The sequence below is a fragment of the Thalassolituus sp. UBA675 genome (genome assembly GCF_002297765.1).
GTDB lineage: Bacteria > Pseudomonadota > Gammaproteobacteria > Pseudomonadales > Oceanobacteraceae > Thalassolituus.
This window is the reverse complement of sequence record NZ_DBNJ01000033.1, coordinates 63,675-80,363: the sequence shown is the minus strand read 5'-3', so window position 1 is coordinate 80,363 and position 16,689 is coordinate 63,675. Positions and strand designations below refer to the sequence as shown.

16 protein-coding genes are annotated in these 16,689 nt (G+C 50.7%); 3 read left to right on the top strand and 13 right to left on the bottom strand.

Features of this window, described 5'->3' with window-relative positions; translation table 11 throughout:
- Window positions 1-17: 17 nt before the first annotated feature.
- The 11 genes from B3007_RS15140 to B3007_RS15090 all read right to left on the bottom strand — a co-directional run bounded on the left by B3007_RS15140 (window position 18) and on the right by B3007_RS15090 (window position 12,812).
- The gene (locus B3007_RS15140) at window positions 18-707 is read right to left on the bottom strand and encodes a hypothetical protein (protein ID WP_297531176.1); all 690 of its coding nucleotides are present in this window, start codon (window positions 705-707) and stop codon (window positions 18-20) included.
- Between the two features lie 68 nt (window positions 708-775).
- Entirely contained in the window at window positions 776-2,536 is a 1,761-nt protein-coding gene (locus B3007_RS15135; protein ID WP_301378650.1) for an alkaline phosphatase, read from the bottom strand.
- A gap of 16 nt (window positions 2,537-2,552) precedes the next feature.
- A complete protein-coding gene (locus tag B3007_RS15130; RefSeq protein WP_297531173.1) occupies window positions 2,553-4,139 on the bottom strand; it encodes an alkaline phosphatase in 1,587 nt (528 codons plus the stop codon).
- 308 nt (window positions 4,140-4,447) lie between these two features.
- Window positions 4,448-5,122, bottom strand: coding sequence for an OmpA/MotB family protein (locus tag B3007_RS15125; protein WP_301181646.1), 675 nt, complete (start codon window positions 5,120-5,122; stop codon window positions 4,448-4,450).
- A complete protein-coding gene (locus B3007_RS15120) occupies window positions 5,122-5,925 on the bottom strand; it encodes a motility protein A (RefSeq protein ID WP_068444604.1) in 804 nt (267 codons plus the stop codon). Before B3007_RS15120 ends, B3007_RS15125 begins: the two co-directional genes overlap by 1 nt.
- A gap of 48 nt (window positions 5,926-5,973) precedes the next feature.
- Complete coding sequence (locus B3007_RS15115) at window positions 5,974-7,893, bottom strand: FliG C-terminal domain-containing protein (RefSeq protein WP_301378654.1); 1,920 nt, start codon at window positions 7,891-7,893, stop codon at window positions 5,974-5,976.
- A gap of 14 nt (window positions 7,894-7,907) precedes the next feature.
- On the bottom strand, window positions 7,908-8,597 hold the full coding sequence (locus B3007_RS15110; protein ID WP_297531167.1) for a tetratricopeptide repeat protein: 690 nt from the start codon (window positions 8,595-8,597) through the stop codon (window positions 7,908-7,910).
- A gap of 8 nt (window positions 8,598-8,605) precedes the next feature.
- Window positions 8,606-9,673: a hypothetical protein gene (locus tag B3007_RS15105; RefSeq protein ID WP_297531165.1), complete on the bottom strand. Its 1,068-nt coding sequence runs from the start codon at window positions 9,671-9,673 to the stop codon at window positions 8,606-8,608.
- Between the two features lie 313 nt (window positions 9,674-9,986).
- Entirely contained in the window at window positions 9,987-10,283 is a 297-nt protein-coding gene (locus tag B3007_RS15100; RefSeq protein WP_068444612.1) for a 4a-hydroxytetrahydrobiopterin dehydratase, read from the bottom strand.
- A gap of 133 nt (window positions 10,284-10,416) precedes the next feature.
- Window positions 10,417-11,925 (bottom strand): fumarate hydratase, encoded by a 1,509-nt coding sequence (locus tag B3007_RS15095; RefSeq protein ID WP_068444614.1) that lies wholly within the window; start codon window positions 11,923-11,925, stop codon window positions 10,417-10,419.
- 116 nt (window positions 11,926-12,041) lie between these two features.
- Window positions 12,042-12,812 carry a DUF2846 domain-containing protein gene (locus B3007_RS15090; protein WP_068444616.1) on the bottom strand — a complete coding sequence of 257 codons (771 nt, stop codon included), beginning with the start codon at window positions 12,810-12,812 and terminating at the stop codon, window positions 12,042-12,044.
- 173 nt (window positions 12,813-12,985) lie between these two features.
- Between B3007_RS15090 and B3007_RS15085 the strand changes: the two genes are divergently transcribed.
- Together B3007_RS15085 and B3007_RS15080 are read left to right on the top strand one after the other, a co-directional pair.
- Window positions 12,986-13,498, top strand: coding sequence for a hypothetical protein (locus B3007_RS15085; protein ID WP_297531161.1), 513 nt, complete (start codon window positions 12,986-12,988; stop codon window positions 13,496-13,498).
- Window positions 13,499-13,509: 11 nt separating this feature from the next.
- The gene (locus B3007_RS15080) at window positions 13,510-13,983 is read left to right on the top strand and encodes a hypothetical protein (RefSeq protein WP_297531159.1); all 474 of its coding nucleotides are present in this window, start codon (window positions 13,510-13,512) and stop codon (window positions 13,981-13,983) included.
- 22 nt (window positions 13,984-14,005) lie between these two features.
- Here the strand turns inward: B3007_RS15080 and B3007_RS15075 are convergent, their stop codons facing one another.
- Together B3007_RS15075 and B3007_RS15070 are read right to left on the bottom strand one after the other, a co-directional pair.
- Window positions 14,006-14,845, bottom strand: coding sequence for a hypothetical protein (locus B3007_RS15075; protein ID WP_297531157.1), 840 nt, complete (start codon window positions 14,843-14,845; stop codon window positions 14,006-14,008).
- A gap of 5 nt (window positions 14,846-14,850) precedes the next feature.
- A complete protein-coding gene (locus B3007_RS15070) occupies window positions 14,851-15,645 on the bottom strand; it encodes a hypothetical protein (RefSeq protein WP_301378658.1) in 795 nt (264 codons plus the stop codon).
- 418 nt (window positions 15,646-16,063) lie between these two features.
- On the opposite strand from B3007_RS15070, the gene sodB reads away from it, so the two are divergent.
- Window positions 16,064-16,645, top strand: a complete 582-nt coding sequence (sodB, locus tag B3007_RS15065; RefSeq protein ID WP_068444633.1) for a superoxide dismutase [Fe] — start codon at window positions 16,064-16,066, stop codon at window positions 16,643-16,645.
- Window positions 16,646-16,689: the final 44 nt, after the last annotated feature.

Genomic DNA, 16,689 nt, shown 5'->3' with positions numbered 1-16,689 from the left:
TCTTCTCTCCAGTATAATCAGTGAGCGTGACCATGCCCTTCAATTGCATGACCGTGCTCGTCGTAGAACCCACTGGCACCATGTTCCACAAAGCCCCAATTGATCATCTTCTTCACAAATGGATTCTCCTCAGAGTCACCGATATCAGCAAAATCTATGAGAGTGTAATCGTCTCTCGAAACCAAACGCTGCTGAAGCCCAGAATCACCTTGCTCAGTCAACGACCATGCGAGAACCGGATTTTCATAGCTTACAACGATCTGCTGGGCAGGTAGCCAGACAAGCTTTTCTTTCTGCGCCTCTGATTCCCAAGTTTCTACCAGCTCACAACCGCTGCCCTGCTTGGATACCAGTGTCATGCTGTCACGAACATCCGCAGGTACTGCCAGAGATATTTCCTGCCAGACCCGATCCTCATTCCCTCTGAAGTCTTCGGCCTGATATTCAATACCATGCTTTTCAGAATCAACGTAGCGAATCAACTTAAGGCGGCCTGCAGGGGAGTGATACCAATACTCAACAACGCCGGTTGTCAGATCTTCACGGACAACTTCCCTGCCAGCTCTGTGAATAGCGATCTCTTTAGTATTTCCTTGTGACGTTACCTGATATTCCAACGAAACTGGAGAAACACAGTCGCTTGCACTAACTGCAGCTGAAGCCGAAGCGGCTATGGCCGCGAGACTCAAAGTAATAAGTGTTTTCATAATCTTCAATCTGTATTTATTTAAACGGAAAAAGGGGCCAGTAAGGCCCCTTGAACTATCGAGCAGTATTAAGGCTGATTTACAACAGCATCGGCACGATTGGCCAGATCTCCAGCGAAGTTCATCACGTGAAAAATAATGCTCTGCTCATTCGTACCTGAAACCAGGTGAGCACCAGGTCCTTTCGCATAGATACCGACATCTTCACCTGAATGCGTTTCTGAACTCATTGGAATCAGAGCTTCCTGGTGGAAGCCTGGAGCAGTTGTATCAACACCAGACAGGTCGACACGACCTGTGTTAATGGCAGCACCGTACCCCGCATCCGCATCCGTTTCAGATGGATCAACAGCAACGTGACCGCGACCATTCATATAGTTCAGAGTGGTATATGGCATGTCATCAGATGCGAGGCTTGGCTCGTCAGCACCAACGGCGACTACTTTACCCAGAATTGGGTTACCACGTTTCGGATAGCCTGCAATAGTAAATACATGGCCGTGGTCGGCAGTGACAATAATCAGCGTATCGCGATTACTGGTCAGCTCATCTGCGATAGCCACCGCTTCAGACAGCTCAATCGTATCCTGAAGTGCGTTGTAGGCGTTGCCTGCGTGATGAGCGTGGTCAATACGACCCGACTCAACCATCAGGAAAAAGCCTTCTTCGTTATTATCCAGGATTTTAATGGCTTTCTCGGTCATCTCTGCCAAAGATGGCTCGCCAGCGACGTCGTTTGCACGGTCTGCTTCATACTGCATATGCGACTCGTTGAACAAACCAAAAAGGTGGGTAGTTAGTTCAGGGTCGATAGAGTCAAAGCCAGCCTGATCATAAACGTAGAAATCCCCCGGAGCGTTATACTGAGCAGACCACTCATTCGTCAGGTTGCGACCATCAGTACGATCGCCTTCAACTGCGCTGACTGCATCCGGGCTGTTAGCCTCGGCTTGTTTTGGTAGGAAGTGACGACGACCACCACCCATTACAACTTCGATACCATCAATATCGAGCATAGAATCAGCGTGACGCGTTTCCAGGTTTTCTTCAAACTCGACCAGCTGCAGAGCGATATCGGCGCAACCCTCTGCGCCCGTCTCTGGCATATCAGAGTTATCTTCCCAATTGCGGTCTGCAGACTTTGCGTATGTCGCAGCAGGTGTTGCATGCGTAATACGAGCGGTAGAAATAATCCCGGTCGACATACCTGCAATCTCGGCCAGCTCAAGTGCCGTCGCCAGCTCATTACCTGCAACAGATGAGCAATCACCACGTGCGATATCTTCGTCTACACCGATGGTACCAACATCCGTTTTTGCACCCGACATCATTGCAGTCATCGTACCTGCGGAGTCTGGAGTCTGAGCGTCGACGTTATAAGTTTTGGACAAACCACTGAACGGAAAATTACCGAAGCTCAGGCTGTTTTCTTCACCCGACATTCCTTTCATCTGTCCTTCCAGAATCCGGGATGCAGTGACGGTTGAAACGCCCATACCGTCACCAACGAAGAGAATAATATTTTTCGCTTCACCCGCCTCTTCGATAATTGTATTCACCGCACTCTGAGTGCTTGCTACTTTCTGAGACGCCTGAATATACCAGTCATTATTTTTGGTATTTGCAAGAACATCGGAAAGTTTAAATGGCAAATCTTCCACCAGACCAGGGGCTCCATCTGCACCCGGTGCACCATCAACACCATTTGAACCATTCACGCCATTCTGACCGTCGACACCATCACGACCGTCATTTCCATCTTCACCGGCACAACCAACAAGCGTCATTACTGCGGCAACGATCGCTGTATGTAATAAATTAAGTTTCATCATTTTCTCCTCAGTCTCAGTCAGCCAGCAGATTCAAAGAGCGGCCAATAATCTGGAAGACCAGATTCTGTTCAACAACGCCCTGCACCAGATGAGAGCCTGGGCCTGTCGCGTGCAATGTAATATCTTCACCAGCGTGAGTCTCAGAAGACATTGGAACCAGAGCTTCCTGGTGATAACCCGGCGTTGTTGTATCGATTGCGCTCAGATCCTGACGACCCGCATTGATCGCTTCGCTGTAACCCGCGTCCGAATCAGTTTCCTGCCCCAGATCCATCATGCCGCGACCATTGGTGTAGCCGAGCGTTGTGTATGGGAGTCCATCAGATGCCAGCGCGGGGGATTCACCACCTACCGGTACGACTTTGCCCAGAATTGGGTTACCGCGTTTTGGATAGCCTGCAATAGTGAATACATGGCTGTGGTCAGCAGTAACGAGAATCAAAGTTTCTTCTGGATCAGTGCTGTCAACCGCGGCCTGAACAGCATCAGCGAACGCCAGCGTATCTTCGAGAGCACCAGCCGCATTTCCTGCGTGGTGTGCATGGTCAATGCGACCAGACTCAACCATCAGGAAGAATCCTTTATCGTTGTTATCTAAAATATTGATAGCAGCTTCTGTCATCTCAGCAATTGATGGTTCACCAGCAATATCGTTCTCGCGGTCTGCTTCGTATTGCATGTGAGATTCATTGAACAAGCCAAGAACACGCTCTGTAGATTCAGTATCAAGCGCGTCAAAACCGGACTGATCGATTACGTATGTACCGTTCGGGTAAGCATCCTGCCATTCAGCTGTCAGATCACGACCATCAGTACGATCACCTTCCGTCGAACTGACTGCGTCAGCTGAATTGAATGCAGCATCTTTGGGCAAGAAGTGGCGACGTCCACCGCCCATGGCGACTTCGATACCATCGACATCGACGCCCGGGTAGCGCTCTTCGAGGTTGTCTTCAAAATTCACCAGCTGCGATGCAATATCCTCGCAGGCGAAAGCCGCAGATGGCATATCTGAATTATCTTCCCAATTTCGATCCGCCGCGTGAGCATAGGTCGCCGCTGGAGTGGCGTGTGTAATGCGGGCTGTTGAGACAACGCCGGTAGACAGACCTTTAATTTCAGCAAGTTCCAGCGCGGTCACAACTTCGTTTCCAGCAACGCTGTAGCAATCGCTGCGGATGACGTCTTCGTCAACACCAATTGTGCCGACGTCAGTCTTAACACCGGACACCATAGCCGTCATGGTTCCGGCAGAATCAGGCGTTTGTGCATCGACGTTGTAGGTTTTAACAAGCGCAGAATATGGGAAACTTTCAAACGAGAGGTAGCCTTCCTCTCCGTCCTGACCTTGTTTCTGACCCTTAAGAATACGGGCAGCAGTCAGTGTAGAAATACCCATGCCGTCACCCACGAAAAGGATCACGTTCTTGGCGTTGGCAGCGGGCAGCTCCATGGCAGATTTATTCATTACAGAGGTTTCTGCATCGGTGAACCAGGCATTTTCAGCCTGATGCGCAGGCACTGCGGGCGCCGCCTGGGCTACTGAGCTGACTGCGGAAGCAGCAATTACAGCAGCAAGTAGTTTCATTTTAGTGGTCATAACTCACCTGTTCTCAAGTTCAAATCGGGCTATCCGAAAATTAAAAGCGAGGTGAGCTTAGGGAGCGTAAATGACGTTTTTTTTACGAATAAATGTCATTCACAAGTAGGAATGTTATACCATTACAGTAACCATAACAGATAAAGACTACAGATTTCTTACGCTGTCATAATCAGTTACATGGTCAGACTTTTTTCAACCAGGCCAGAGATCACGGGGCTCGCAGCAAACAACCTGAAACGCCTCGACTGTTCTTGACGGTCCATGACCCCAGCTGAACGACAAACAGGACATTAATAAGTAATTGGTCAATAGCGTCTTATTGAGACCACCACACGCCGGTTGGCCTTCCGCTGTTCGTTCAGTGGCAGGTCATCCAGCCCCTCCTTTGGGCGACTGTCAGCATATCCGGATGCTTTCAGTCGCTCCTTTTCGATACCGCTCTCAAGCAGGTACTTCACAACTCCGGTCGCACGGGCGGAGGATAGCTCCCAGTTAGAGGGAAACTGCTCATTCGAGATAGGCAAATCGTCGGTGTGCCCTTCGACTTCGATCATGTGTGAACCATGGCTGACATCACGGATTACACGACTCAGCTCCTGCAGCAGTGGTGTTGCCGCAGGCTTTAATGATGCTGCGCCGGAGTCGTATAACGCAACATTCGCAAACTCTACCTGCACACCACGAGGGTCGAGCGTAACCGACACCTGATCCTGTAGACCATTCTGCTCAATATAATCATCAATGCCTTGGCGAATGTCGGTAAAGGGAGTCGTGGTAGTTTCTGATGAGATAACTTCGGCTAATCCTTCTTTAAGGGATTCGATCTTTCCTTCATTAAGATCGGATACCGCCAGAATCATGACGAAGAACGCCAGCAACAAGGTAATCGCATCGGAATAGGTCACCAGCCAGGAGCTGGATGAATCGTCAAAGTTAGGGCGGCGCCGGCGCAACCCCCGCTGGCGGCTGGCGTGACTCATTACAGCTCTCCCGAGAGTGCCTGATCACGCACGGAAGGTTTGATAAAGGCGTTCAGGCGATCCTGCATATAGAGCGCCGTTCTCTTTTCACTCAGCAGGACAAAGCCCTCAGAAATCAGCTGATGACGGAAGTACATGGTTTCCTGTTTCTCAGTGACCTGATTCGCTGCAGGCTTAAAGAATAAATTCGACAACAGCACACCATACAAGGTCGTAATCAGCGCAAGCGCTAACCCCTTGCCTAACCCCGCCATATCGCCGTTCAGGTTATCGAGCATGATAATCAGGCCGACAATCGTACCGACCATCCCAAAACCGGGAGAGTAAACAGCCATGGTATTGAGCACTTTGCCTTCCAGGGTGTGACGCTGCCAGGTTGCGTCCATCTGGTCAGTCAGCATGGTCCGGACGTCATGGTTCGCGTATCCGGCGCCCATCAGATCGATACCTGCACGAATAAATTCGTCATTGTTTTCCTGCTTCGTCAGCGATTGTTCTAGCGCAACAATGCCTCCCTGACGATAGATACTGCTCCACTCAACAAAGCGTCTCGTCACTTGCTTAAGGTGCTTCTGCGACGTCGGCGGATGAAAAAAGGTATAGAGCATACTGCGCATCGCATGTAGCACATCAGCAGTGGAGTAACTGATCAGTGCGGCCGCCATGGTGCTACCAAACACAAGCCCGAAGCTTGACAGGCTGATGAAAATAACGTGATTGTCAGTGGCACTGGCAACCGCAAATGCCAACAGGCCGATACCTGCGCAGAAACCAATGAGCGTACTGAATGAAAATCGAAACACTGACTTTGCCCCTGTTGTTGTCTCTTAATCTGCAGACTTCTGAATCGATTACTGTGCTGGCTTAACATCCGCCAGCTCGTCCATAGAAAAACGACCTTCACGGATGATTTCCCGCATTTTCTGAACCACCTGGCGACGCGCTGACTCGATCTGATCCTGTACAGTTTCAGACTCTGATACTTTCAGTTCGTTAATAATCCCCGCCCGTAATTTCGCTGGCAGCGCAGCCAATACGTGACGCTTAAACTCAATGGATGTATTGCATAAGGAGGCGGTCAGAACACCGGCATCGATAGATCGTAACTCGTTCGAGATAATACGATCTGGCGTGCGCGACAGGTCAGCGTAAGTAAAGTAAACCTGACGCAGCCTATAATAGGTTTCGGGCTTCTCGGATTTCAGTGTTTTGAGCATCCGCGTCTCTTCACTGGTCGTCATACGGTCAAGCATACCGATAAGAACAGACAGGCCATCGGCAGTGATATTCTCGAATGACGGAACAGTGAGAGAGGCTTTAGCCAAACGATCGGCAACATCTTTAAACGCCGATACAGGCAAGCTTTCAAACTGCCCAAGCTCGAAAGCAATGGCAGCGAGCTCCCGCTCGTCGAGACGTAGAATAATATCTGCAGAGCGCTGCGCTGGTAGCTGTGACATCACCAGAGCTTTAATGCGGATATCTTCATCCTTGATGAGGTACAGTACCTGCGAGTCGTTCAGCTTGTTCAGGAAAGCAAACGGCTGGGTATTAGACGCATCATCCTGCTGACGCTCAAGCCGCTGAGAAAACTGCTCCATGCCTTCAGAGAGTTGCTCTTCACTCCACTCTCCTTCCTGCAGCAATTCGTCAATCTGCTTCCAGTCCGCAGGCGTCAAATGCGGCGCCAGACTGGCAAAAAGACTTTTCCCCATCGTGGCCGACAAGGAGGCAACTTCAAAGGCCTGGGCACTGACAAGCGCCTGGGACACCGCCTGCTGAAAACGGTGTGGCTGAGACAACCCCTGACTGACTAAGCGCTGGCGAGACTCGTTAATCCGGTACCTGAGTGCCGCCGCCTCACCCTCTGACTGACGTGCTACGAAGTGTTGGCTGACAGATTCGGTTCCGCTAGCTGCATTTACCGGTGCTGTGGACACAGGCTGATTAAGCCGACGCCACAGTGCCGCAAACGCCAGCACTAACAGCAAGCCAACAACCAGCAAGGTCACCAGCCAGATCCAGGGGCTGTAAGACTCCCAGAACGTGAGTGGCGTTTCTTCTTTCTTCAGGTGACTGAATGCCGTTTTGACGATGTTCAGCGTATCGCCACGAAGTTCATTAATCTGGGCTTTACGCGTGACCAGATTTTTAAGAAATTCTATCTGTTCATCTTTCAGTGCATTGTCGACGACCAAGGTAATTTCAAGCTTCTTGATAATATTGCGATAGCCAATCGTCTTTTCTGAAGGCTTGCCACCGCCAGACTGACTCTGACTTTGCTGCGCTACGTTCTTCAACTTGTCGGCGTAAGTAATGATCTCCTGACGCTCTTTCTCAAGTTGTTGTAGCTGACTACGCAGCGCCCTTAGCTTTTCATTATTTTCTTTAAGCAACGGCATTTCGCTGACGGGCAGGCCCGGCAGTTCTTCAAGCTCATCCATGCCAGTAGCGTCAATATCAGGAAGAGAGAGAGTGCCGCTTACCCGAGGCTCTGCGGGCAACTGTGGCGCTGCTGCTTGCTGTTGACCTTCAGAGTTCTCACGAACGACGGTGCGCGCTCGTTCGATGACTGCATCGACCTGAATGATAAACCGGTTATTGCCGAGATAAGATTCAATATCCTGACGAAGGCGCGCCTCCAGGTCACTTCGGAAACGTGCTTCTTCTACCTCGTCCTTTTTAACCGGAACCTCAAACGTGTCCTGAGCAAGAACAGGTAAAGCCGCAAAAAGAGCAATGGTTACCAGCCACGTCATTAATTCTTTCATCGTCACAGCCCCTTTCATCGCACACGAGCCAGACTAGCGCGTACCTGATCCAGCTCAGGATCAAGTTCTAATGCCTGCTCCCAGCTCGCTCTGGCCTCGGGTATCAGCCCCATCTTGTAGTAGATACTGCCTTTCAAGGCGTGCGCCTGGGCTGAATCAGGAATCACTTCTAACGCTGCATTCGTCTGATCCAGGGCTTCCCAATATTCTTTTTTATAGAAAAGACTCTGAGCCGAGAGAATGTGTTTCGTCATTGTTTCGCTGCGGCGCAGTTTTTCAGACTCCTGCTCGCTGATTTTTCCGTCGACATCAGTGTGGTTTTCAGCGGCACGATCTTCGGCAGCTTCATCCGATAGTCCATCGCTACCGGCAGATTTTTCTTCAGCGCTTTGCGGTAATTCCATGATGAATTTAACGTCAGAGTCGCCAGCATCAATGGTCATAAGAACATCGTACCCAGCTCCATAACGATGAATATGCATCAGGCCATGTTGTTTCTTTGCCTTGTCAGAGATTTTTTCAAGTTGAGAAATTTCCTCAACAATGACTTCCTCTTCTGTTTTCTTCTCGGCCTCAACCGGTTTACCCGGATCAACCCATGGGCTCGGGTTAAACCCTTTCACCAGACGGTTAGAGCGTTCGTGAGAGCACCCCTGAAGCCCCAGAGAGACCAGAAGCACTGCTGCAATAATTCCTGCTTTCATACTGACTCCTAAAATCTCAGGCCAAGAGAAAGGTCGTAGCTTGCGCCACCGATTTTCCCGGTATCTTCAAGACCCGAGACTTCACTCCACTTCGCCGTGCTTTCAGGAATGTAGGTCACGCCATAATCGATGAACCCATCTTTAAAGAACGGAAATTCAAAACCAAAACGGAAGACGATGGCATTGGTATCATTAAAGAATGCCTGCCCCATACCCAGGTACACTTTGGTATCAATCAGATCGTCCATGCTTGGAATATCGGCAATAATCCGTCCTTCCAGATTGATCCCCGAAATATCGAAGTTTTCGCGGTTAGAGAAGTTGCGGAAATATTCAAAGGCCAGGGTGTATTGAAGCTGGTCATCCAGACTGGTGGTTTCACGACGGCGAATACCAAAGACAGTCAGACCTTTCACATCTTCAGAGTCTGCACTGGAGAGATGATCACGTTCTGCGGAGATACCCCAGGCGCCGACAAGCAGTTCGTAGTTTACGCTATCGAAGCCCTGCACTTCCTCTTCGAGTGTGGTTTTCTTGGAGTATTCTTTCAGCCACAGAAGCTTGTTATCGCGGGCATCCACCATGCGTAAATTAATGGTGAACTTGTTGTCCTGAACGGAAGCGTTCCAGAAAAGAAATGCGTCTGCCCGGACATGCTGCCCGAGCTTACGTAATGCCTGATTGTCTGTAGCAGCATGGCTGATCTCAAGACGGTCTGCACGCATAGCGACTTGCGTAGTGCGGCATTCAAGGCACTGAATAATCTCGAAGCGCCCGCTGTCCAGCATACGCTTCATCAGTTTATTTTCGATCATCAGGTGCACTTGCTTCGGCACCTTACGATGCATCCTGTCACCATTGTGGTACAGGGCTACACGATTGATCTCTTCGGGCAGATCAATCAGCTCTTCTTTAACGAGTGTCTTATCGTCATCAAGTAACTGGGTAAAGCCGGTATACAGTGATGAGCGCATTTCAGGTGGCTCAAGCCCCGGAAGTGACTCCTGAGCCGACACCATAAATGGCAGGCAGAATATCAATACAGATATCAGTGGAGAAAGTGACCGTCGGAACATCAGATGCGTCCTGTAAAAGTAGCGTAAAACGAATACAGTCAGCTTAGTTCAGTTCCCTTTTTTCACATGAAATGTAACTTATCCAAGTGTTTGATAAACAAATGTTTTTCTAATAAGACAAATAAATACGACCAGAATATGACGGAGACAACCGGCTTTTCCGCCGGTGCTCCGACTTTTGTAATCCATCACGGCTCAGTTTCCCGACAGACTGATGTGGATGTCAGAACATTCACATCGATCAGGGTAACGAAGGTCAGAACTTCGTCACCCTGTTTTCATTGGTAACAAATTGTTGGGCGGAAGATGGACCTCAGGTAGACAGATGGTCACAAAGCGCGACCATTTCCAGATCGGCCTGCGTTACGCCGCCAGCATCATGACTCCACCAGGCCACAGCAAGCTCCCCCCAGGAAACCGTTATTTGGGGGTGGTGATTATATTTCTCTGCGAGATCAGCAACGCGCCCGGCAAACCGGAAAGCATCGATAAAATTATCGAAGGTCCAGATCCTGCGGACACAGGCAACACCGCCGACAGATTCACGGTGCCATTCCGGATAGCGAATAAGGTGAGACTTAAGTTCTTCTTCAGTGAGGACATCGGTCATACGAACTCCTTTGACGTATCGATTGTGTTAACTCACTGAGACAAAAAAAGGGAGCAATTGCTCCCTTCTTTACGCACGAATTTGCCAGTCAGTGGCCGCTGACACACAAGTGTCAGCTTTGACTGGAATCAAATCAGACTTCAGTGGCGTTAATGCGCGCAAACCACTCTTTTGGTCCGGTGTTGTGTACCGATTCGCCTTTGCTATCGACCGCAACAGTCACTGGCATATCTTCCACTTCGAACTCGTAGATCGCTTCCATACCCAGGTCATCAAAGCCGACAACTTTCGCGCCTTTAATCGCCTGAGACACCAGATAAGCAGCGCCACCCACGGCCATCAGGTAAACGGCTTCGTTGTCTTTAATCGCTTCAATCGCAATTGGACCACGTTCGGCTTTACCGATCATGCCCAGCAGACCGGTTTCTTCCAGAACGGTACGGGTGAACTTATCCATACGGGTTGCTGTAGTCGGGCCAGCCGGACCAACAACCTCTTCGCGCACCGGATCAACCGGGCCCACGTAGTAGATAAAGCGACCCTTCAGATCAACCGGCAGTTCTTCACCTTTGGAGATCATGTCTACCATGCGCTTGTGCGCAGCATCACGGCCAGTGAGCATTTTGCCAGACAGCAGTACGGTTTCACCCGGCTGCCACTCTTTCACATCTTCTGGAGTGACGGTGTCGAGGTTGACGCGACGAACGCTGTCACCGACTTCCCAGCTGATTTCTGGCCAGTCTTCCAGTTTCGGCGCCTTCAGAGAAGCAGGGCCAGAACCGTCCAGTTCAAAATGGGTGTGACGGGTCGCTGCACAGTTAGGAATGATAGCCACTGGTTTATTCGCAGCGTGCGTTGGGTAGTCAGCTACTTTGATGTCGAGCACAGTGGTCAGACCGCCGAGGCCCTGAGCGCCAATACCCAGCTTGTTCACTTTCTCATACAGTTCAAGACGCAACTCTTCAGAACGGGTCTGGGCACCGCGCTCCTGCAGTTCCTGAATATTTACCGGCTCAAGCAGGGCTTCTTTCGCAATCTGCATCGCTTTCTCTGCAGTACCGCCAATACCAATCCCCAGCATACCCGGTGGGCACCAACCTGCGCCCATCTTCGGCACCTGCTCCAGCACCCAGTCAACAATAGAGTCAGAGGGGTTGAGCATGGCAAACTTAGACTTCGCTTCAGAACCACCACCTTTCGCAGCCACGTGCACATCCACCGTGTTACCCGGTACTAACTTCATGTGGATGATGGCTGGTGTGTTGTCTTTGGTGTTTGCACGCTTACCGTCCGGATCAGCCAGAACAGAAGCACGCAGAACGTTGTCAGGGTGGGTGTATGCGCGACGAACACCTTCGTTACACATATCTTCGACACTCATGTCGCCTTCGAACTTAACGTCCATACCGATGGTCAGGAAAACCGTCACGATACCTGTGTCCTGACAGATCGGGCGCTTACCCATGGCACACATGCGCGAGTTAATCAGAATCTGAGCCATCGCATCTTTTGCGGCTTTTGATTCTTCGCGCTCATACGCCTGATGTACAGCATCGATAAAGTCTTTCGGGTGGTAGTAAGAAATGTATTGCAGAGCATCAGCAACGCTCTGAATCAGATCTTCTTGCTTGATCACAGTCATCGGGAGGTCTCTCTCTGGAGTTGCAAACGGCAGTCGTAAAAACGCCCACTGGTCAGTGGGCGTTTACTGATGGGCTTATTGTAGCCTAAGCCGGGCCACTCTTGAATCCGCGGCGCTTAAAACGGCCACCATTCTTCTTCGGTTGAACGAGGCTTCGCACGAATACCTTCAGGGGCGTCCGTCTCATTGTTGTTTTCTTCTATAAAGAAGGTCTGCGGCTCTTCCTGCTGCTCAGTTTCCTGAACTTTAGGAGCTGACTTGCTGGCTACGACAGTTTCATCCTGCGCGTCTTCATCACGTGCTTTTGCACGGATCAACTCACGACCATGGTGGTGCAGGCGTGTGTCGTTCATTTCACTGACTGCGAGGTCATGACCAACCAGCTGCAGGGGACCATCGCCGCCCAATGAGCCATCTTCCAGCATCACCATGTTCTGAGGATCAACTTCTGAATAACGCAGGTAATACACCTTACCCGCCTCAAGGTTCAGGTCGAAATCACTGTAGGTACGGAATACCAGATTACCGACGCCTTCGAAGCCGAAAATACCGCGGCGAACAACAAAGTCGTAGGTGCCTGGTTCCATTTCGTACCAGGTGTAGCCGCCGCCTTTGAAGTTAAACAGGCGCTCGCCGTTAACGTTGAGGCTCGGCGCTTCGACTTCATCCATCGACCATTCAGTCGCTGGGCGATAGATATACACAAGCGCGTACTTTTCATAATCCCAACGATAACCAACGGATTTGTAGTACTGCCCTTTCGGCGAAAAAAGCCACTTAGGGTATGAACCAAAGTTGTCGAAGGTTGTAATGTGAACACTGCTGCAACCGGCGATCATTGCGCTTACGGCGGCGGCAGAAAGAATTCTGATTGCTGTTTTTATCATTATTATGCCCTGTTACCGGCTATTGCATCTGCATCGGGTCGGGAGGTTTAACATCTGACAGCCACCCTACACCTATGGCGTAGTGTTACCAACTGTACAGAAAGTAAACCGTCGTGCTATATTGCATTCTACACATAATAACAAAAAGAAACAGCCACAAAGGGAAAGCAAACATGAAGAGTAGTCTGTACACACTTCCCCTCCTGTCGCTTCTGGCGGCGATGCCAGTCATGGCCGCTGACAGCCCGGAACAGGAAAGCGCCAAACAAGCCTACACCTCGCCAGAGATCGAAGTGGCGGTAGAAGCTGCACGTCGTTTTCCGGTGCAGACCGAGTATGTGGGTTATGAATGGTATAACCGCACCACAAGCAAAAGTTTTCCTCTGCCGAAAATGCTCAATACTGAAATGAACGAGCTGATCGTTGAAGGCGCGATGGGGCCAACTGCTGCCGGTGTTGCAGCGGCTGAAGATGCGACCCGCCCTGTCAGACGTGTCGCACTTGGGCAGAGCAATGAAGACGAAGAAGTTATCGAAACCGATGGCAACCTCCAGCCTTCACCCCGGGCAGACGTTAAGTTGCCACGTGAAGTCTTGATCAATGAATCGCGTGCCGTTAACCGCACCGGCGAGATGATCACGCGCCAGACCCGCTCCGTCGGGACAGTGACAGCGACAGCCCGCTGAGGAAACGTCTCGTGTCGATGCGTCTCTCTATTACAGCACTTATGTTGTCTGTGATTGCATGTCATGTATCTGCAGGTGGCAAATCAGCCACCTCGGAAGACTTCCGCAAAGCCCAGGATGACTACTACGCGAATGACCTCGATGCTGCAATCACCGAGGCTCGCGAGCGCACTCATCACTATGATTACAGCAGCGAGTTTCGTTACGAGCGGACAACCTCTCAAAGTATCCGTTTTTCGCGAATGCGGAATAACGAGCTGGAACAACAGCGCATAGAGACAGCGTCGCTCGCACCTACCAGTGCAGGCAACACGACAGAAGCCGGGCAGATAGATTCTGCAGACGGAGCTCAGGACGATGTCCGAGCCGTGGATTTCATCAGTCAGAATGAAAAACTGTCGAGCGCAGCTCCAATCAATGCCGCTCCCGCGGCAGCAGTCTCTCTGCCGTCATCAGGCATCTCTGTGCGGGTTAACCAGCGCTAGTCGCGGAGTCGCCGGCCTTCAGTCAGGCCAGGCGACTACGAATGATATCTCTTGCCTTCTTACCCATGAGCAACAACTGACGATCTCTGTGCCAGGTCTGCTGAAATTTGGCTGGAAGGGAAATTTGCAATAGTTCTTCAATAAGCGCATCAAACGCATCCAGCTGAGACCTATCATACCCCGTCGCGCCCGTACGATAGCCGTCCGCTAAAACCTTCATGCACTGAATCAGACTCTGGTGATCATGATAAGCTTCAGATACCCGCAAAACCCAGCCCGCAAAGGCAAGCAATACCATGACGTCTTCGTGGTAGCGAAAGGGTTTGTTAATGCACTGGTGAGCATCCTCTGCAAGGTACCCTGAATCTACCGGACTCGCGGTAAAATCGACCACATGGTGAGGCAGTTCAGGAATGACCGGCTGACCCGGTTTAGCAGGATGAGGAGAAACCCCATCTGCTTTCGCAGAGACGCGCTGACAAATGAGGCCTGACGCGGATCGCGCAATCACATACAGCCAGTCGATACCGTCCATTGCGAGCATGGCATGACTTTTCCGACCGCTGACAGCACCCGCCTCTATAGAAGTTTCCATTTCGGAAAGTGAGCGCAATCCTTTTTCTGACACACAAAGGCAGGCCCACTGCTCCGGTGGCAAGGCAGGGTCTACGGCCCTCATGGCAATCTGATAGGCAGAGAGAAAAGCAGAAGCTGGAATGTCGGAGCGTAGTCCGGCAATAATGGCTGCCTCAGCAGGTGAGGCAGTACGAAGTAACCGAGCCAGGTTGATCCTCAACGTATATGGCGTCGTCACTGAGAGTGCGGGCATTTCTAACGCCCGCACCCAGAGCTCAGGCAACATACAGATTAACCACCAGTCATCGCGTTCTGAATACGATCGAGGCGAATCTGAATATCCTCAATCTCGAGTTTCATATTGGTCAGGTCATCATAACCAACAGAGCCGCCAGATGAAGGTCTGCTCTCCATATTCGCAACATCGCTGCGCAGGCTTTTGATACTGGAACCCAGCATTTCGATGTTCTCTTTATTCTGAGCTATGGAAATTTCCAGACCGGATGGCAAGGCTGCCACAGCATTCTCAAGTTCAGTCACTTTAGAACGGAGAGCTTTCAGATCCGAAGCACTGGCGCCAGATGCGCTGTTCATTGCAGTATTCAGGTTGCCCAGTTTTGCCGTATTGGCATCGATGTCAGCCCGGTTCCGCTTACTGGCGAGGTCCCAGAGTTTACGAATTTCATTATCCTGTTCGCGCAGTACAACCTTAAGGGCATCCACCGACAAATTGGCATTCTCACCCGATGCTGAGAGACGGTTTTCCAATGCCTCAATCTTACTGCCCTGCTGGAGAAGAATTTCCTGAGCGGCTGCGTACTTCTGATCAGACTTCTGCAGAAGCGTGTACATATAACCCGCGGCGCCTAGTGCACCCAGTGCAATCACAAGACCTGCCGCAGCCAGCCCTGAGGAGGCTGATGAGCCCGATGCTTTTGACGCGGCGGCAGGTGGAGGTGGCGGTGTCGCTGCTGCAGCATCTGCCGGAGCGCTTCGCTTCGCAGCTCCCGCTTGCGCAAGGCGTTGCTGAGCCTGGCGCCGCAACTGTTGTTGGCGCAGCGCGATTTCTTCCTCAGTCGGTTTCATTTTTTCTACCTTTATTGTTATTGGCTTACTACTGCTTCCCCACAGCACCATCGAAGCCGGACAAACATGCGCCCGGCTAACCGGAAAAGTTTGCTCAGTTTGTGCAACAGATATTTCCATCGCCCTGGCAACGGCTCCCTGTTTCCGGCGCACTTGCGCGCCTCAACATACCTCAAACCCACGCCAGCTGGGAACATGTAGTGTCCATGAATGTCTACCAGTTGGCAATTTGTAAAGAATTGATCAAGAAGACCTCTATAAACAAGGGGTTATAACGACGTAGCCGGTAATAAGGGCCGGTGTTATTATTTTGAGGAATATAAAAGACGGGCTATTGAAAAGATACTTTTCGACCCCATGTAGGTCGTAACGGACATTTCAAGAGATCCGGCAATCAACCTGAAAATGGAGAGAGACCATGGCGTTCGAACTTCCTGCACTGCCTTACGAAAAAAATGCACTGGAGCCACACATTTCATCTGAGACTCTGGACTTCCACTACGGCAAGCACCACAACACCTACGTTCAGAAGCTGAACGGTCTGGTTGAAGGTACTGATCTCGAAGGCAAAAGCCTGGAAGACATCATCAAGACTTCTTCAGGTGGCGTTTTCAACAACGCAGCTCAAATCTGGAACCACACTTTCTACTGGAACAGCCTGAGCCCTAACGGTGGCGGCGAGCCAACTGGCGCAGTTGCTGATGCCATCAATGCAGCTTTCGGTTCTTTCGAAGACTTCAAAGCTAAATTCAACGATATGGCTGTGAACAACTTCGGTTCAAGCTGGACTTGGCTGGTGAAGAAAGCTGACGGTTCTCTGGACATCGTAAACACCTCTAACGCTGGCACGCCGATCACTGAAGGCCTGACTCCACTGATCACTGTTGACCTGTGGGAACACGCTTACTACATCGACTACCGCAACGTTCGTCCTGATTACCTGAAAGGTTTCTGGGCGCTGGTTAACTGGGACTTCGCGAACGAAAACTTCGCTAAGTAATTCAGTGCCAGAATAAAAAGGGAGCTATGCTCCCTTTTTTTGTG